Here is an 18,325-nt window from a genome sequence, read left to right on the forward strand (position 1 = left end):
CGTATGCGGTAGTTCCGCACGTACGGATCTGTGCGGGGGGCGGCAGGTAACTGCCGTCCCTACCGCGACCGCTGGTAAAAAATCTTCCCCATCGAAAAGCTCCAGTCCTCAGGCATCGGGAACCTGTACTCGCACGCGGTGCAAAATCCATAGCCATAAAAAAACCACCAATCTGGTGGTTTTTTTATGGTTGAGTTCAACTCAGTCGCCGCGGTATTCACAACCGCTTGTGCAGGTCTCATGAATACGAATGGCTGAGAGCTCTGGGAGCAAAGGCTTCAGCTGATCCCAAATCCATTTCGCCAGGACTTCGCTGGTTGGATTTTCAAGACCCGGAATGTCATTCAAATAGTTGTGATCGAGGCGCTCATAGAGTGGCTTGAAGATCGCTTTGATTTCGGAAAAGTCACGAATCCAGCCGGTATGAGGATCGACTTTGCCCGCCAAATAGACGGCCACACGAAATGAATGCCCATGCAGACGTCCGCACTTATGGCCCTCAGGAACGTGGGGCAGGCGGTGTGCGGATTCGAACGTAAACTCTTTGAAAATTTCCACAGTGTATTCGACTCTAGAAAGTGGCTATCGCCAAGGCGATAAAAGCAGGCGGGCAGTTTAGCAGTAATGGTTTGTCCTATGCGCTAAAACAAACCGCAGGCCCAGCACAGCTGTAAGCTGTTCACGTGAAGGCCCGATGGCTGATGGCACCTAGCCAGATAAATTCAGCTTCAATTAAGTTGAGTTGTTTATCGTTGTAGCCGTACAAAGCATTTATTTTTACGGAGGCCTGATATGAAAGCCGTCACAGCACTGCAGGACACGTAATGAAAGTGAGTGAGCATCCTTACAGGTTTTTCGCATTGCTCCTGGCTCTGTTCTGCTCTGGGCTGGGCGCCCGGGACCTGGATCAGGATGAAGCGCTGAAATTACGCCAGCAAGGAGTGATCCTGCCGCTCGAACAACTGATAGGGCAAGCTCTGGGACGTTACCCTGGCTCAAAGCTGTTGGAGGCTGAGCTTGAGGAGAAACACGGCGTATACCTCTACGACATAGAGTTGCTGACCGTGGAAGGTGTGGTCCGGGAGTTGAAGTTCGACGCTCGCGACAGTCGATTATTAAAGGACAAGGAAGATGATTGATGCGGCTGTTATTGGTTGAAGACCATGTGCCGCTGGCAGATGAGCTGGTCGCTGGGCTTAAACGTCAGGGCTACGCAGTAGACTGGCTTGCCGATGGACGTGATGCGGTTTACCAGGGGGGCAGTGAACCCTATGATTTGATTATCCTGGACCTGGGACTTCCAGGTTTGCCGGGTCTCGACGTACTTCAGCAATGGCGTGCCAGTGGTTTGGCTACCCCCGTCTTGATTCTGACCGCCCGAGGCTCATGGGCTGAGCGCATTGAAGGGCTTAAGGCGGGCGCCGATGACTACCTGAGCAAGCCTTTTCACCCCGAAGAGCTACAGCTGCGAATTCAAGCATTGCTGCGGCGTTCACATGGTCAGGTCAATAAACCCAGGCTAGAGGCTGCGGGTTTGCATCTGGACGAGGGCCGTCAATGCGTGACCCAGGGCAGCGTTGAAATTCAGCTGACCGCTGCTGAATTTCGTTTACTGCGCTACTTCATGCTGCATCCCGAGCAGATACTGTCTAAGAGCCATTTGGCCGAGCATCTCTATGACGGTGAAAGCGAACGCGACTCAAATGTGATCGAAGTTCACGTCAATCACCTACGGCGCAAACTCGGCCGCACGGTGATCGAGACGCGTCGCGGTCAAGGCTATCGCTTCGGTGAGGAAGTCGAGTGAGGTCCATACAGGCTCGTCTCAGTCTGGGATTGATCAGTGTGCTGCTCATCGTGGGGCTGGTGTTGGCTCAGACCAGCTTGTGGTTGTTTGAGCTGGGATTGCAGCGCTACCTTGAGTCAGGGCTGCGCAATGAAAGCCAGAACCTGTTAGTAGCACTTTCACGGGGTCCAGAAGGCCTTCAGCTGGATGAGCGTCACCTGACACCTGCCTACCAGCAGCCTTATTCGGGCCATTATTTCCAAGTCGACTTTCCTGAAGGGCATTGGCGCTCTCGCTCGCTGTGGGATATTGAGTTCCCCACCCCGGAAACGCCGGGCCTGCACACCAATTTCGAGCTGGGACAAAGCGGTCAGTCATTGCTGGTTCTGCGTGCGGACTACCGTCGATTCGGGCAGGCGATTTCCATTACCGTGGCTCAAGACTACACCCCGGTGGAAGCCAGCTTTCAGCGTGTGCAGCAAATTGGTCTGGGGTTGGGGGGCGCGGCGTTGATTTTGATCCTCGTCCTGCAACGCCTCACGGTGCGTCGTGCGCTTAGACCACTGGAGACTGCCCGAGAGCAGATCGCTCAGTTGCAGCTGGGGCAGCGCTCACAGCTCGATGATCAAGTGCCGGTCGAGCTTGAGCCGTTGGTTGCACAGATCAACCACTTGCTCGCTCATACCGAGGACAGCCTCAAGCGTTCACGTAATGCCCTCGGCAACATGGGACATGCGTTGAAAACGCCTCTGGCGGTGCTGGTGAGTCTGGCTGCCAGTGAAAAGCTTGATGCTTACCCCGCCTTGCGCAGCACGTTGCGCGAACAACTGGAGCAGATTCAACAGCGCCTGACCCGTGAATTGAACCGTGCTCGCCTGTCTGGAGACGCCTTGCCCGGTGCGCAGTTCGATTGTGACGCAGAGTTGCCAGGCCTGTTCGCAACACTGGGCATGATCCATGGCGATCACCTGCAGATGAGCATGGCGGTTACGTCCGGCCTACGTCTGCCATGGGACAGGGAGGACCTTCTTGAGTTGATGGGCAATCTGTTGGACAACGCGTGCAAGTGGGCCGACAGCGCGGTGCGCCTGAGTATCACGCACCCGTCGAAGAGTTATTGTTTGCTGATCGATGATGACGGCCCTGGTATTCCTGAGGCTCGTCGCGACGAGGTGCTCGGCCGTGGTTCACGGCTGGATGAACAGGTCAGCGGCCACGGTCTCGGGCTGGGTATCGTGCGTGATATTGTCGATGCATGGGGCGGTCAGCTGAAGTTGCTGTCCAGCCCTTTGGGCGGGCTTCAGGTGCGCATTGATCTTCCCGAGCGAACGATGCTCGATCATTCGGGTACCCACCGTTAATTTCCATTGAATGGAAAGCTGTCTGAGCGACATGGAGAGGTCCTTCTAGCGAGTCGGGCGGGCGTTTTATCGCTATCCGCGATTCACATTGTTTCTTCATCCCGACAACAAATGACGCTTTTGCCTACAACGCTGACGGACGCTTCTCAACTTTTTAGGGTTGGGGCCGCTAACCAATAAAACGTTGCGACCTAAACATTGGAATACCAATAAGAGTGAAAACTTATGCGTCTTAATTTGAAGACCAAAGTACTGTCATTGGCAGTCCTGCCGGTGTTGATTTTTGCTCTGGTAATCAGCGCTACCACGGTGTTGATGTTGCAGGGACAGGCAAAAAAAGAGGTCGAGGACACCCGACAGCGCCTGCTCAACGAAACCAAAGCCACGCTGCAAAGCTACGTCGCCGTGGCGCTGGGTAGCATCAAACCTCTGTACGACGCGGCAGCCCCTGGGGACGCGAGCGTGCGAGCGCAGGTGGTGAAAATGCTTTCCACCATTACCTATGGCAAGGACGGTTATTTCTTCGGTTACGACTCGGAAGCGGTACGTCTGTTCAAGGGCAGTAGCCCGGAAGACATTGGTAAAAGCTTCAAAGACGCCCGCGATCCGAATGGTGTTTACGTCAACCGCGAACTGGTCGCGGTCGGCAAGGCCGGCACCCATTATTTACAATACTCGTCGTCGTTGCCCGGCAACTCTCAAGTATTGATTCCCAAGCTCGCTTTCACCGAATACCTGCCCAAGTGGGACATGGTCATTGGTACCGCCGTCAACCTGGACGGGATCGAAGCTCAGGTCGCGGAGGTCAAGAAGAACGTTGATGCGCGCCTGGAGGAGATGTTGCTGAGCATTGTCGGCGTTGCTCTGCTACTGCTGGTGTTAATTGCCGTCGTTGGGGCGGTCCTGGCGGGCACCATTGTGCGTCCATTGCGTTTGATGAAAGCCAATCTGGACGACATTGCCGCTGGCGAAGGCGATCTGACTCGTCGGCTGGTGGTCACGAGCGGGGATGAGTTAGGCGATCTGGCGAGCTCGTTTAACCGCTTCGTCGACAAAATTCATGGGATGGTGCGCCAAATAACCGAAATGACCACGCAACTGACTGGACTGGTCAGCGAAGTGTCCGACCAGGCCCATCGCTCCGAGCAAGCGATGGAGCGTCAGCGTCACGAAACCGATCAAGTAGCTACCGCGATCAACGAAATGTCCGCAGCGGCTCAAGAGGTGGCTAAAAGTGCACAGGGCGCAGCAGTCGCCGCTCAACAAACCGACGTCGAAGGCCAGGCGGCCAAGCGTGTGGTGGATGGCAGTATCAAGCAGATCCATGCGTTGGTTGATGACATCCGTAGCAGCGGCACGTCGCTGGACAGCCTGCAGAATGACGTGTCTTCGATTGTGAGCGTGCTCGGGGTGATTCGCTCGATTGCTGATCAGACCAATTTGCTGGCGCTAAACGCGGCGATTGAGGCCGCGAGGGCAGGGGAGGCTGGGCGTGGCTTTGCCGTGGTGGCGGATGAGGTGCGGGCGTTGGCCAGTCGGACCCAGCAGAGTACCCAAGAGATCCAGGGCATGATCGATCGTCTGCAACTGGGTACGCAGGGCGCCGTAGACTCCATGCGTCGTTCCAGTGAGGCGGGCGATGGTACGTCGGCGCGAGCCAACGAAGCAGGCGTCTCGCTGGACACGATTGCGGCGCTGATCGGTACGATTAACTCAATGAACGCGCAGATTGCCAGCGCGGCCGAAGAGCAGACCGCCGTCGCCGAAGAGATCAACCGCAGTGTGCATCAGATAGCCCAGTCGGTGGACAGTGTCGCCGACCAAACCCAGCAAAGCGCACAGACTTCGCGCAGCCTGGCAGACCTGGGGCAACGCCTGGGCAAATTGGTTGGGCAGTTCCGTATCTGACCCGCACGGGATAAGGCCGCAATGGCCTTATCCCGCTTAGCTATACCCCATGACCTCTTCCCTATCCAGGCTGATCGCACAGCGGATGGCACTCGTCTGTGGATTGGTGGACTAAGCAGTAGGCCGAGTGAATCCCGGGTCTTACTGACGTGGACAGGACATGAACGAAAACACGCTGCAATACAAAACCTTTCTCGTGCTGTTGGTGCTGGTGACCATCGCATTCATCTGGATTCTTTTGCCCTTTTACGGCGCCGTCTTCTGGGCGGTGATCCTGGGGATTATCTTCGCGCCCCTCCAGCGGCGGTTGTTGCTGCGCTTTGGTTGGCAACGCAATCTGACGTCGCTGTGCACCTTGATGGTCTGCCTGGTGATCGCGATTCTTCCGGTTATCGTAATCAGCACGTTGCTGGTCCAGGAAGGCGCTTCCCTTTACAAGGCTATCGAAAGCGGGCAACTGGACATTGCCAAGTACCTGGCACAGTTCAAAGAAGCATTGCCGCCGTACTTCAGGCATTTACTTGATCGCCTCGGCATGGGCGACCTTAATGGCCTGCGCGATAAAATCGTCAAAGGTGCAATGCAAGGTAGCCAATACCTGGCGACACAGGCGTTCAGCGTGGGTCAGGGCACGTTTGATTTTGTGGTGAGTTTTTTCATCATGCTGTACCTGCTGTTTTTCTTCCTGCGCGATGGTCCTGAGCTGGTGCGCAAAATCCGTATCGCCGTGCCATTGGCCGAACCGCAAAAACGCCGTTTGCAGCTGAAGTTCACCCGAGTGGTACGGGCAACGGTCAAAGGCAATGTTGTGGTAGCCGTGTCCCAGGGCGCGCTGGGTGGGTTTATTTTCTGGGTGCTCGACATCCCAAGTGTCTTGCTCTGGGCGGTCATGATGGCCTTTCTATCATTGTTGCCAGCGGTGGGGGCGGGAATCGTCTGGGCGCCAGTGGCGGCTTACTTCCTGCTCAGCGGCATGATCTGGCAAGGCGTGGTGCTCGGGCTGTTCGGGGTATTCGTGATCGGACTGGTGGACAACGTCCTGCGGCCTATTCTGGTAGGCAAGGACACTAAAATGCCGGACTACCTGATTTTGATCTCTACCCTGGGTGGCATGGCGGTATTCGGCCTGAACGGGTTTGTCATCGGGCCAATGGTGGCCGCGTTGTTCATGTCGACCTGGGGTTTGTTTGTCGGGGCCAAGCGGACCATGCGTTTGCCTGGCTAAATTTCCTGCAAAAAAACCCTGCCTGAGCAGGGTTTTTTGTGCTTCAACGTATCAGCTGACCAGTTGCAGGCCTGCGTGTTGCACCATGTCCAGCAATGGTTGTGGGTAGACACCCAAAACGAAGGCCAGGACTGCAATCACTAGGAGCATCACGCCACCGGTACGCTGTGCCCAGTTGAATGGGGCATCGTGACGGTGCAGCTTGGGCTCGACCAGGTACAGCGTGACCATCACTCGCAGGTAATAGAACACGCCAATACCGCTGCCGATGACCAGCGAACCCAACAACCACCACAGGTGCGACTCGACGCCCGTGGTGATGATGTAGAACTTACCGATGAAGCCGGCCGTCAGCGGGATACCCGCCAGCGATAGCATCATCAAGGTCATCACTGCAGTCAGGTAAGGACGACGCCAGAACAGGCCGCGGTATTCGAACAGAGCGTCCGCGTCACGACCGCTGTAAGGCGAGGACATCAGGGTAACAACACCGAAAGCACCCAAGGTGGTGATCACGTAGGTCACCAGGTACACGCCGATCGCCTCGACCGCGATGCCATTGCTGGCAACCAGCGCGATCATCAGGTAGCCGAAGTGGGCGATAGACGAATAACCGAGCAGACGCTTGAGGTTGGTCTGAGTCAGCGCCAGCAGGTTACCGATCAGAATCGAAGCGACTGCAATGACCGCCAGTACATCGTGCAGCACGCCACTGCTGGCCGCCGGGGAGATCTGGAACAGTCGCACCAGGACAGCGAACACTGCCACTTTACTGGCGGTGGCCAGGAAAGCCGCCACCGGGGCAGGGGCGCCCTCGTAAACATCCGGGGTCCACAAGTGGAAAGGTACCAGTGACAGCTTGAACGCCAGGCCTACCAACATCATGCCCAGGCCCAATGTCGCAATCGGACTAGGCAGGCCGGTCGCCGCCAGGGCCACACCGATACCGCTGAAGCTCAAGCTGCCAGCTTCGGCATACAGCAACGCCATACCGAACAGCAGGAATGCAGAACCTGCGGCCGACAGCACCATGTACTTGATGCCGCCTTCGAGTGAGCGCTTGTTGAAGAAGGCGTAAGCCACCAGACCGTAGACCGGCACCGACAGCAGTTCCAGACCGATGAACAGGCCCGCCAGGTGTTGCGCGCTGACCAATACCAGACCACCGGCCGACGCCAGCAGAATCAGCAGGTAAAGTTCTTCGCGGTTCCCGGGGTAGCCTGAAGACTTCTCACCGAGATAGGCGTGCGCCAAGGTCACGCACGCCAGGGTCGAGGCCAGGATCAGCGCCATGTACAAGCAGGCGAAATTATCGATTTTCAGCAGCGGTGTCACCACCAGTGGCGCAACTTTCAGCGCCGGGTAGATCGACAGCAGTGCCAGGTTGAGTCCGGCCACGGTGAGCAGGAATGTTTGCGAATGATTGCGACGCCAGGCGATACCCAGCATCACCACGACAATCGTGGCGCTGGTAATCAGCAGCGGCGCAAGCGCAATAAAGTGTTGAATCGTCAGGTCCATAATGCTCTACCGGGCCGAAGCAAGTTGAGTGAAGGCGGTGCCGAGCCATTGCTGCACGCCATGCATCGTAGCGGCAGAGGTATCGAGGAACGGTTGCGGGTAGATGCCGATCCAGATCAGCAGTGCCGCCAGTCCCAGCACCATGATCAATTCACGTGCATCCATCCCGGCCAGAACTGCATCCGACTTGGAAGGGCCGAAGTAGGCGCGGTGGATCATGATCAGCGAGTAGACCGAGCCGAGTACCAGGCCAGACGTTGCAATCGCGGTGATCCAGGGGGCGCTGACAAACGTGCCCATCAGAATCAGGAACTCGCCAACGAAGTTACCGGTGCCGGGCAAGCCGAGGGACGCGGCCGCGAAGAACAGGCTGATCGCGGGCAGGTAGGCGATGCGTGACCACAACCCTCCCATTTCCCGCATGTCACGGGTGTGCATGCGCTCGTACAACTGGCCGCTGAGGATAAACAGTGCCGCTGCCGAGATACCGTGAGCGAGCATCTGAATCACGGCACCCTGCAGGGCTTGTTGGCTACCGGAGTAGATACCGATCAACACGAAGCCCATGTGCGAGACGCTGGAGAACGCGACCAGGCGCTTGATATCGGTCTGGGCGAACGCGAGGAACGCACCGTAGAAGATACCGATCAGGCCCAGGGTCATGGCGATGGGCGCGAATTCTGCCGATGCGTTGGGGAACAACGGCAGGGCGAAGCGCAGCAAGCCATAAGCAGCTGTTTTCAGCAGGATACCGGCCAAATCGACGGAACCTGCGGTCGGTGCTTGAGCGTGAGCGTCCGGCAGCCAGGAGTGGAACGGCACCACTGGCAGCTTCACCGCGAAGGCGACGAAGAAGCCTAGCATCAGAATGTATTCAGTGCCGGGTGCCAGCTTCGTCTTGAGCAGCTCGGTGTAGTCGAACGTGATCACACCGGTGGTGTTGAAGTTGACCAGCACCAAACCCAGGATCGCCACCAACATGATCAGGCCGCTGGCCTGAGTGAAGATGAAGAACTTGGTCGCCGCGTAGATCCGGGTCTTCTTGCCGTCTGATGAACTATGACCCCAGAGCGCGATGAGGAAATACATCGGCACCAGCATCACTTCCCAGAAGAAGAAGAACATGAACAGGTCGATGGCGAGGAACACGCCAACCACGCCGCCCAGGATCCACATCAGGTTGAGGTGGAAGAAGCCAACGTTACGCTGGATCTCTTTCCACGAACACAACACCGACAGCACACCGAGCAGGCCGGTCAGCAACACCATCAGCAGCGACAGGCCGTCGAGGGCCAGGTGCACACTGATGCCGAAGCGTTCGATCCACTGATGCTTGAATTCGACAACCCATGTGGGGTCGACGCCAGGCGCCGGAGCAAAGTGGAAGTCTCCATGGGTCCACAGCCAGAGGCCGAGGGCGAGTTCCAGAGACATGGTCAACAGCGCAATCCAGCGTGGCAGGGTAGAGCTGAAGCGCTCACCCAGCCAGCACAGCAGGCCGCCGATAAAGGGGATCAGGATTAGCCAAGGCAGAATCATGACGGGCTCAATTCCTTTCGCAAATTCGCAAGGTTCATGTCAGACCGCAACCAGCACGATGGCGCCAAGCACCAATACAGCGCCTGCAGCCATTGAAGCAGCGTACCAACGCAGTTGGCCGGTCTCGGTGCGGCTCAGGGCGTTATGACTGCCCTTGACCAGACGCGGGATCAAACCAATGGTGTGGTCGAGTGGGTCTTTGCGCAGCACATGGCTGATCATCAGATAAGGTTTGACGAACAGCTTGTCGTACAGCCAGTCGAAGCCCCATGCCGCGAACCACCAGGTCGTAAGGAACCGCCCCGGAGCGCTGTTGGCGACAGCAGTAGCAAAGCGACGCTTGCCGAGAAACAGCAGGGCCGCGAGCAGGATACCGGCCATGGCAATGGCCCCCGAGGCGATTTCCAGACTGTGCTTGGCTTCACCACCGGCATGGCCGACGCTCTGCGGCAAGACACCGGCCAACGGTGGGGTGATCAGTGCGCCGATAAAGGTCGACAGAATGATCAGCACCGACAGCGGCAGCCAGTGAGCGATACCGTGACCGGCGTGCGCTTCGGTCTTCGCTTCACCGTGGAAGGTGATGAAGATCAGGCGGAAGGTATAAAGGGACGTCATGAACGCGCCGACCAAGCCTGCATACAGCAGCGCATGGTTACCGCTGGCGAAGGCTTCCCAAAGAATCTCATCCTTGGAGTAGAAACCGGCGGTCAGCAGTGGCAGGGCAGACAACGCAGCGCCACCGACGATGAAGCTGGCGTAGGCCAGTGGCAGTTTTTTCCACAGGCCGCCCATCTTGAAGATGTTCTGCTCGTGGTGGCAGGCAACGATCACCGCACCGGACGCGAGGAACAGCAGCGCCTTGAAGAAGGCGTGGGTCATCAAGTGGAAAATCGCGCCTTCCCAGGCACCCACACCCAGCGCCAGGAACATGTAGCCGATCTGGCTCATCGTCGAGTAGGCAAGGATACGTTTGATGTCGGTTTGCACCAACGCCGCGAAACCTGCCAACACCAGCGTTACGCCGCCGACGATACCGACCAGGTGCAGGACATCGGGTGCCAGTTCGAACAGACCGTGGGTCCGTGCGATCAGGTAGACACCGGCGGTCACCATGGTCGCGGCGTGGATCAATGCCGACACCGGCGTTGGGCCCGCCATTGCATCTGCCAGCCAGGTTTGCAGCGGCAGTTGCGCGGATTTACCGACCGCACCACCGAGCAGCATCAAGGTTGCCAGCACAATCCAGAAATCACCTGCACTGAAATGCTCCGGTGCACGCACCAGAAGCTCCTGGATATTTAGCGTACCCAGTTGCTGGAACAGAATGAACAGGCCAATGGCCATGAACACGTCGCCGATGCGGGTGACGACAAAGGCCTTGAGCGCTGCGTTACCGTTGTTGCGGTTGCTGTAGTAGAAACCGATCAACAGATAGCTGCACAGGCCCACGCCTTCCCAACCCAGGTACAGGAACAACAGGTTATCGCCGAGGATCAGGAACAGCATGCTGGCGATGAACAGGTTGGTGTAGGCGAAGAAGCGCGAGTAACCGGCCTCACCGCGCATGTACCAGGACGCGAACAGGTGGATCAGGAAGCCTACACCCACCACCACACCCATCATGGTCACTGACAGACCATCAAGGTACAGGGCGAAGTTCGGTTCGAAGCCGTCCACTGACATCCAGCGCCACAGCAGTTGGGTGTAGTGACCACCCTCAGGCGGTGCAACGTTGAATTGCCAAATGATCCAGGCTGTCACGATGGCCGACAGTCCGATGGAGCCAACGCCGATCAGCGCGGCAAGGTTTTCCGAGATGCGTCCACGAGAGAACGCGAGCAACAGGAAACCGATCAGGGGGAATACGAAAGTCAGAAAGAGAAGGTTCATCCGCGCATCTCGCTGGCAGCGTCGATATCGAGAGTGTGGAAGCGGCGATACAGCTGCATCAGGATCGCCAGGCCAATACTGGCCTCGGCGGCTGCAAGGCTGATCACCAGGATGAACATGATCTGTCCATCCGGCTGCGCCCAACGGCTACCGGCAACGACGAACGCAAGAGCAGACGCGTTCATCATGATCTCCAGGCTCATCAGCACGAAGAGGATGTTGCGCCGTACCATCAGACCGACCAGACCGAGGCAGAACAGGATGCCGGCGACCGCCAGACCGTGTTCAAGAGGGATTGCATTCATGGCTTTACTCCTTCGCCTCGTTGCGGCCGAGATGGAATGCCGTTACCGCTGCCGCGAGGAGCAGCATCGAGGCAAGTTCCACCACCAACAGATAAGGACCAAACAGGCTGATACCTACCGCTTTGGCGTCCACCGTGGTGTGGCCGATGCCAGCGCCGGTCGGATTGGCGAACAGCACGTACAGCAGCTCGGCGAGCAGCAGTACGCCCAGTGCCACCGGGCCGATCCAGATGCCGGGTTTGAGCCAGGTACGTTCTTGCTGCACCGAGGCCGGGCCCAGGTTCAGCATCATCACCACAAACACGAACAGGACCATGATGGCGCCTGCGTAAGCGATGACTTCCAGTACGCCGGCGAAGGGAGCTCCGAGGCTGAAAAAGGTCATGGCGACGGCGATCAACGAAATGATCAGGTAGAGCAGGGCGTGCACCGGGTTCGTGTTGGTGATCACCCGAAGGGTGGACACAACAGCGACGCCGGATGCGAAATAGAAAGCGAATTCCATCTTTCTTCCTTAAGGCAGCAAGCTCTTCACGTTGATCGGTTCGGCTTCATTCTGCGCGGAGCCTTTAGGCTTACCGGCGATGGCCATACCGGCAACGCGATAGAAGTTGTAATCAGGGTTTTTACCAGGGCCGGAGATCAGCAGATCTTCCTTCTCGTAAACCAGATCCTGACGTTTGAACTCGGCCATTTCGAAATCCGGTGTCAGCTGGATCGCGGTGGTCGGGCAGGCTTCCTCGCAGAGGCCACAGAAAATGCAGCGCGAGAAGTTGATGCGGAAAAACTCCGGGTACCAACGGCCGTCGTCGGTTTCGGCTTTCTGCAACGAGATGCAGCCAACCGGGCAGGCTACGGCGCACAGGTTGCAGGCTACGCAACGCTCTTCACCGTCAGGGTCGCGGGTCAGGACGATGCGGCCGCGGTAGCGCGGCGGCAGGTACACCGGCTCTTCCGGGTATTGCAGCGTGTCGCGCTTGCGAAATGCATGGGAAAACACCATCACCAGGCTGCGAAGCTGGGTGTAGGTGCCATGCACGATGTCAAACAGATACTTGAGCATGGGTCTTTATCCTCACTGAGCCGCGACAGCGGGCGTGTTCAACAACACGATCGCAGCGGTCACCAGCAAATTGATCAGGGTCAGCGGCAGGCAGAATTTCCAGCTGAAATCCATCACCTGGTCATACCGTGGGCGCGGGATAGAAGCGCGCAACAGAATGAAGAGCATGATGAAGAACGCGGTCTTCAGGGCGAACCAGAAGAACGACAGCGAAGGCAGGATGTCGAACGGGCCATGCCAGCCGCCGAAGAACAAGGTCACCAGCAGCGCCGAGATCAGCACGATACCGATGTACTCACCGACGAAGAACATGCCCCACTTCATGCCGGCATATTCGATGTGGTAACCATCGGCCAACTCTTGTTCGGCTTCCGGTTGGTCGAACGGGTGACGGTGAGTCACCGCAACGCCTGCGATAAAGAACGTACAAAAGCCGAAGAACTGCGGAATGATGAACCACAGATTCTGTGCCTGGTACTCGACGATATCGCGCATGTTGAACGAGCCAACCTGCACCACGATGCCCATCAGCGCCAGACCCATGAACACTTCATAGGACACGGTCTGTGCTGAAGCCCGCAGGCTGCCGAGCAAGGCGAACTTGTTGTTGCTCGACCATCCGGCGAACAGCACCGCATAGACCGACAAACCGGCCATGGCGAAGAAGAACAGCAAGCCGATGTTCAGATCCGCCACGCCCCAGGTCGGGGTGATTGGGATGATCGCGAAAGCAATCAGCAAGGCACTCATGGCCACAACCGGTGCCAGGGTGAAAATCACCTTGTCGGCGAACGGTGGTGTCCAGTCTTCCTTGAAGAACATCTTGATCATGTCGGCAGCGATCTGGAAGGCGCCGAAAGGGCCAACCCGGTTCGGGCCATAACGATCCTGCCAGAGGGCGAGCAAACGACGCTCGACCCAGCTCAGCAGCGCGCCGCAGACCACGACGGCCAGCAGAATCACAATGGCTTTGACGACCGAGATGATCGAGTCGATCACTTCAGGGGTAAACCAGGTCATAGCGCTGCCTCCTGCAGACCGTCAACGGTTTTGCCGAACACCGCAGGCGGGATTCCGGCCAGACCGGCAGGCAGGGCCACGAGACCGGCACCCAGCTCTTCATTGATCCGCAGCGGCAGACGCAGGGTATGACCGGCAACACTCAGGTTGAGCATCGCGCCGTCGTTGACACCCAGACGATCCGCTTCGGATTTGGCCAGCGCCACATAGGCTTCAGGAATGCGTTCCTGAACCGGTGCGGCTTTGGACGATGTTTCGTCGCTGCCGAACAGGTGATAGAACGGCACCACTTGCCATGTGCCACGAGCCGGGGAAAACGCGCCCGGTATGCTGGCGAACCAGGACAGACCATCGCCTTGGCTTTCGATCAAGCGAGTTCCCGGATCACCTGCACGCAGGTGGCCGCCGACTTCGTCTTGAAACTTGTTCCAGGCTTGCGGCGAGTTCCAACCCGGCGACCAGGCGAAAGGCACCTGCTGGCGAGGTTCTGCCGAACCCGAGTAACCTTCCATGGAGAAGGAGAACGCGGTGTCGTTGTCTTGCGAAGTACGCGGTTCATGCACGCTGATGTTGGCGCGCATGGCCGTGCGACCGCTGTAACGCAATGGTTCACGCGCCAGTTTCAAACCTTTGATCCGGAACGCCGCAGACGGTGCCGCGTTGACGATCCCGGCCAATTGCGCGGTGCTGGCTGCGCAGGCTTCGGTGACGTGATCGAGCAACGTCCAGTCCACTGCCTTGTTCAGCAGGGTGCTGCGCAGGGCGTGCAACCAGCGCCAGCCTTCGTGGACCAGAATGCTGGCGTCCAGATAAGTCGGGTCATACACCTGGAAGAAGCGTTGGGCGCGACCTTCCTGGCTGACCAGGGTGCCGTCGCCTTCAGCAAAGCTGGCTGCCGGCAGTACCAGATCAGCGCGATCGCTGGTCGGAGTTTTCTGATGGTCAGCGACGATCACGACTTTCGCAGCGTTGAACGCAGCATCGACCGTAGCAGCGTCGACGCGGTGGTACAGATCGTTTTCCAACACCACGATGGCGTCAGCTTTGCCGGAAATAACAGCCTGCAATGCGTCGTCGAGGGAATCACCGCCGAACATTGCCAGGCCCATGCTGTTGGCTTCCGGGACGATCAGGCTGATCGATCCCTGTTTGTCGCGCAGCTTCAATGCCTTGGCGATGTTCGCTGCGGCCTCGATCAGTGCGGTCGAGCCCAGGGAGCTACCAGAGATAATCAACGGACGCTTGGCCGCGAGCAGGGCAGCGGCGATGCGCTGGGCCAGGTCAAGGGCTTCAGTGTCCAGACCTTCGACTGCGGGCGCGCTGGCGTCCAGGGCGTGGGCAACGGCAAAACCGATGCGCGCCAGGTCGTCGGGGGCTGCGTGAACGCACTCTTCGGCGATGTCATCGAGACGGGTCTCGGCGAGGCTCGCGATGAATAGCGGGTTCAATTCATGCTGGCCGATGTTCTTCACTGCGGCATCGAGCCACGGCTGGACTTTCATCGCAGCGGCCATGTCTTCGGCCTTGCCCTTGACGGCTTGACGCAGGCCGAGGGCCATACGTGCTGCGGTTTGGGTCAAGTCTTCGCCGAGGACGAAAATCGCATCGTGATCTTCGATGTCACGCATTGTCGGGATCGGCAGCGGGCTCTCATTGAGCACCTTGACGATCAGACGCAGGCGTTCCAGTTCACCGGCTTCGATACCGGAGTAGAAATGCTCGGCGCCGACCAGTTCGCGCAGGGCAAAGTTGCTTTCCAGGCTGGCGCGAGGTGAGCCGATACCGACGATGTTACGGCCGCGCAGCAAATCTGCAGCCTTGTCCAGCGCAGCATCGAGGCTCAGTTTGACGTGACCATCAGCCAACAGTGGCTGGCGCGGACGGTCTTCACGGTTGACGTAGCCATAACCGAAACGGCCACGGTCACACAGGAAGTACTGGTTGACCGAACCGTTGTAGCGGTTTTCGATACGACGGATCTCACCGTAGCGCTCGCCAGGGCTGATGTTGCAGCCGCTGGAGCAACCATGGCAGATGCTCGGCGAAAACTGCATGTCCCACTTGCGGTTGTAGCGCTCGGAGTGAGTCTTGTCGGTGAACACACCGGTCGGGCAGACCTCGGTGAGGTTGCCGGAGAACTCGCTTTCCAGTGCGCCATCTTCGACACGGCCGAAGTACACGTTGTCGTGAGCGCCGAATACGCCCAGGTCAGTGCCGCCGGCGTAGTCTTTATAGAAGCGCACGCAACGGTAGCAGGCGATGCAGCGGTTCATCTCGTGAGCGATGAACGGGCCGAGTTCCTGGTTCTGGTGAGTCCGTTTGGTGAAGCGATAACGGCGTTCGTTGTGACCGGTCATTACGGTCATGTCTTGCAGGTGGCAATGACCGCCTTCTTCGCAGACCGGGCAGTCGTGCGGGTGGTTGGTCATCAGCCATTCGACGACGCTGGCGCGGAAGACCTTGGCCTCCTCGTCGTCGATGGAAATCCAGCTGCCGTCAGTGGCGGGGGTCATGCAGGACATGACGATACGACCACGTTTGTCGTTCTCGTCACTGTACTGCTTGACTGCGCATTGGCGACAAGCGCCAACACTGCCAAGGGCGGGGTGCCAGCAGAAATAAGGAATGTCGAGGCCCAGCGACAGACATGCCTGTAACAGGTTGTCTGCGCCATCGACCTCGAGCGCTTTGCCGTCTACGTGGATAGTGGCCATGGTTCAAAGTTCTTCGTTGGCCCGTTGTCAGCGGGCGTGGCTAATGGAATCTCGGTGCTACCCGTATCAAACAGCCTGTAAGGCGTCATCGGGTATGAGGTCGGCGGCTTTATGGGCTACCGACCTTTTCTGTCTTGTTATGCGCCAACCACAATCGGGCGTTGGGCCAGGCTCGCGTTGGCATCACGCTGTGGCGCGATACCCGCCTCGAATTCCGGCCGGAAGTATTTGATTGCGCTGCCCAGAGGTTCCACAGCGCCCGGTGCGTGGGCGCAGAAGGTCTTGCCAGGGCCGAGGAAGTTGACCAACCCCAACAGCGTTTCGATATCGCCCGGTTGGCCTTCGCCGTGCTCGATAGCGCGCAGGATTTTCACGCTCCACGGCAGGCCGTCGCGGCAGGGGGTGCAGAATCCACAGGACTCCTGGGCGAAGAACTCTTCCATGTTGCGCAGCAGGGAAACCATGTTGACGCTGTCGTCGACGGCCATGGCCAGACCCGTACCCATCCGCGTACCGACCTTGGCAATGCCACCGGCGTACATTTGGGCGTCGAGGTGTTCAGGCAACAGGAAGCCGGTACCAGCGCCCCCTGGCTGCCAGCACTTGAGCTTGAAGCCATCACGCATGCCGCCGGCGTAGTCTTCGAACAACTCGCGTGCGGGCAGGCCGAAAGGCAGTTCCCACAGGCCTGGGTTCTTGACCTTGCCGGAGAAGCCCATCAGCTTGGTGCCTTGGTCTTCACTGCCGGCACGGGCCAGGGATTTGTACCAGTCGTTGCCGTTTTCGACGATCGCTGGCACGTTGCACAGGGTTTCGACGTTATTCACACACGTCGGCTTGCCCCAGACGCCGACAGCGGCCGGGAAGGGCGGCTTGGAGCGTGGGTTGGCGCGGCGGCCTTCCAGGGAGTTGATCAGTGCGGTCTCTTCGCCGCAGATATAACGACCAGCGCCGGTGTGGACGATCAGTTCGAAATCAAAACCGGTGCCCAGAATGTTTTTGCCCAACAAACCGGCCGCTTCTGCTTCTTTCACGGCGCGTCTGAGGTTCTTGGCTGCAGTGGTGTACTCGCCGCGCAGGAAGATATAGCCACGATAGGCTTTCAACGCCCGGGCGCTGATCAGCATGCCCTCGACCAGCAAATGGGGCAGTTGCTCCATCAGCATCCGGTCTTTCCAGGTGTTGGGTTCCATTTCATCCGCGTTGCACAGCAGGTAGCGGATGTTCATGGACTCATCTTTGGGCATCAGGCCCCACTTCACACCCGTGGGAAAGCCTGCGCCGCCACGACCCTTGAGGCCGGAGTCCTTGACTGCTTGAACGATTTCGTCAGGCGACTGCTCGGCGAAAGCCTTGCGTGCGGCGGCGTAACCGTTTTTGGTTTGATATTCATCAAGCCAGACTGGTTCGCCGTCATCGCGCAAGCGCCAGGTCAGCGGGTGAGTTTCTGCCGTACGCGCGATGCGGTTGGCGGGGCCGAAAGACGTGATGGTCATAGGTAACCCTCCAGCATTTTGGCTACGCCAGCAGGCTGTACGTCGCCGAAAGTGTCTTCATCGATCATCACGGCCGGGGCCTTGTCGCAGTTGCCCAGGCAGCAGACGGGCAGCAAGGTGAAGCGGTTGTCAGCGGTGGTCTGACCCAGGCCGATACCCAGTGAAGTCTGGATTTCGCTGAGCACTGACTCGTGGCCACCGATGAAGCAAACCATGCTGTTGCAGACGCGGATGATGTGACGGCCGACAGGCTGACGGAAGATTTGGCTATAGAACGTCGCCACCCCTTCAACGTCGCTGGCCGGAATGCCAAGGATTTCGCCAATGGCATATACAGCGCCATCAGGCACCCAGCCCCGTTCCTTCTGGACGATCTTCAGTGCTTCGATAGACGCCGCACGCGGGTCTTCGTAGTGGTGCATCTCATGCTCGATGGCCGAGCGCTCTGTTTCGCTCAATGCGAAACGGTCTGTCTGGATAAGCGTGCTGTTCAT

16 protein-coding genes and 1 pseudogene are annotated in these 18,325 nt (G+C 58.3%); 6 read left to right on the forward strand and 11 right to left on the reverse strand.

What is annotated here, in order from left to right; translation table 11 throughout:
- Positions 1-201: 201 nt before the first annotated feature.
- Positions 202-558, reverse strand: a complete 357-nt coding sequence (queD, locus tag K0F75_RS23685) for a 6-carboxytetrahydropterin synthase QueD (RefSeq protein ID WP_219064396.1) — start codon at positions 556-558, stop codon at positions 202-204.
- 266 nt (positions 559-824) lie between these two features.
- Here queD and K0F75_RS23690 point away from each other — a divergent pair, with 266 nt between their 5' ends.
- The 6 genes and pseudogenes from K0F75_RS23690 (at position 825) to K0F75_RS23710 (ending at position 6,280) form a co-directional block, all read left to right on the forward strand.
- Positions 825-1,139, forward strand: a complete 315-nt coding sequence (locus K0F75_RS23690; protein WP_219064397.1) for a PepSY domain-containing protein — start codon at positions 825-827, stop codon at positions 1,137-1,139.
- Complete coding sequence (locus K0F75_RS23695; RefSeq protein ID WP_219064398.1) at positions 1,139-1,807, forward strand: response regulator transcription factor; 669 nt, start codon at positions 1,139-1,141, stop codon at positions 1,805-1,807. The genes K0F75_RS23690 and K0F75_RS23695 overlap by 1 nt, the downstream gene beginning before the upstream one ends.
- Positions 1,804-3,147: an ATP-binding protein gene (locus tag K0F75_RS23700; RefSeq protein ID WP_219064399.1), complete on the forward strand. Its 1,344-nt coding sequence runs from the start codon at positions 1,804-1,806 to the stop codon at positions 3,145-3,147. The genes K0F75_RS23695 and K0F75_RS23700 overlap by 4 nt, the downstream gene beginning before the upstream one ends.
- 315 nt (positions 3,148-3,462) lie before the next feature.
- Positions 3,463-4,197, forward strand: a pseudogene (locus tag K0F75_RS26380) (cache domain-containing protein); the annotation flags it as partial.
- 102 nt (positions 4,198-4,299) lie between these two features.
- On the forward strand, positions 4,300-5,055 hold the full coding sequence (locus tag K0F75_RS26385; protein WP_374029278.1) for a methyl-accepting chemotaxis protein: 756 nt from the start codon (positions 4,300-4,302) through the stop codon (positions 5,053-5,055).
- 160 nt (positions 5,056-5,215) lie between these two features.
- A complete protein-coding gene (locus K0F75_RS23710) occupies positions 5,216-6,280 on the forward strand; it encodes an AI-2E family transporter (RefSeq protein ID WP_219064401.1) in 1,065 nt (354 codons plus the stop codon).
- A gap of 51 nt (positions 6,281-6,331) precedes the next feature.
- On the opposite strand, the gene nuoN is transcribed toward K0F75_RS23710, so the two are convergent.
- From nuoN to nuoE, 10 genes are all read right to left on the reverse strand, one after another.
- Positions 6,332-7,801: an NADH-quinone oxidoreductase subunit NuoN gene (gene nuoN, locus K0F75_RS23715; protein WP_219064402.1), complete on the reverse strand. Its 1,470-nt coding sequence runs from the start codon at positions 7,799-7,801 to the stop codon at positions 6,332-6,334.
- A 6-nt stretch (positions 7,802-7,807) separates the two neighbouring features.
- Positions 7,808-9,340, reverse strand: a complete 1,533-nt coding sequence (nuoM, locus tag K0F75_RS23720; protein WP_219064403.1) for an NADH-quinone oxidoreductase subunit M — start codon at positions 9,338-9,340, stop codon at positions 7,808-7,810.
- Positions 9,341-9,379: 39 nt separating this feature from the next.
- Positions 9,380-11,233: an NADH-quinone oxidoreductase subunit L gene (gene nuoL, locus K0F75_RS23725; RefSeq protein WP_219064404.1), complete on the reverse strand. Its 1,854-nt coding sequence runs from the start codon at positions 11,231-11,233 to the stop codon at positions 9,380-9,382.
- Positions 11,230-11,538, reverse strand: coding sequence for an NADH-quinone oxidoreductase subunit NuoK (gene nuoK / locus K0F75_RS23730; protein ID WP_219064405.1), 309 nt, complete (start codon positions 11,536-11,538; stop codon positions 11,230-11,232). Before nuoK ends, nuoL begins: the two co-directional genes overlap by 4 nt.
- Positions 11,539-11,542: 4 nt before the next feature.
- Positions 11,543-12,043, reverse strand: coding sequence for an NADH-quinone oxidoreductase subunit J (gene nuoJ, locus K0F75_RS23735; protein ID WP_219064406.1), 501 nt, complete (start codon positions 12,041-12,043; stop codon positions 11,543-11,545).
- A 9-nt stretch (positions 12,044-12,052) separates the two neighbouring features.
- Complete coding sequence (gene nuoI / locus K0F75_RS23740) at positions 12,053-12,601, reverse strand: NADH-quinone oxidoreductase subunit NuoI (protein ID WP_219064407.1); 549 nt, start codon at positions 12,599-12,601, stop codon at positions 12,053-12,055.
- Positions 12,602-12,613: 12 nt separating this feature from the next.
- Positions 12,614-13,621: an NADH-quinone oxidoreductase subunit NuoH gene (gene nuoH / locus K0F75_RS23745; RefSeq protein WP_219064408.1), complete on the reverse strand. Its 1,008-nt coding sequence runs from the start codon at positions 13,619-13,621 to the stop codon at positions 12,614-12,616.
- On the reverse strand, positions 13,618-16,335 hold the full coding sequence (gene nuoG / locus K0F75_RS23750) for an NADH-quinone oxidoreductase subunit NuoG (protein WP_219064409.1): 2,718 nt from the start codon (positions 16,333-16,335) through the stop codon (positions 13,618-13,620). Before nuoG ends, nuoH begins: the two co-directional genes overlap by 4 nt.
- Positions 16,336-16,472: 137 nt before the next feature.
- Positions 16,473-17,831, reverse strand: a complete 1,359-nt coding sequence (gene nuoF, locus K0F75_RS23755) for an NADH-quinone oxidoreductase subunit NuoF (RefSeq protein ID WP_219064410.1) — start codon at positions 17,829-17,831, stop codon at positions 16,473-16,475.
- Positions 17,828-18,325, reverse strand: a complete 498-nt coding sequence (gene nuoE / locus K0F75_RS23760) for an NADH-quinone oxidoreductase subunit NuoE (protein ID WP_219064411.1) — start codon at positions 18,323-18,325, stop codon at positions 17,828-17,830. Before nuoE ends, nuoF begins: the two co-directional genes overlap by 4 nt.

The organism is Pseudomonas sp. UMAB-08 (assembly GCF_900095225.1).
Lineage (GTDB): Bacteria > Pseudomonadota > Gammaproteobacteria > Pseudomonadales > Pseudomonadaceae > Aquipseudomonas.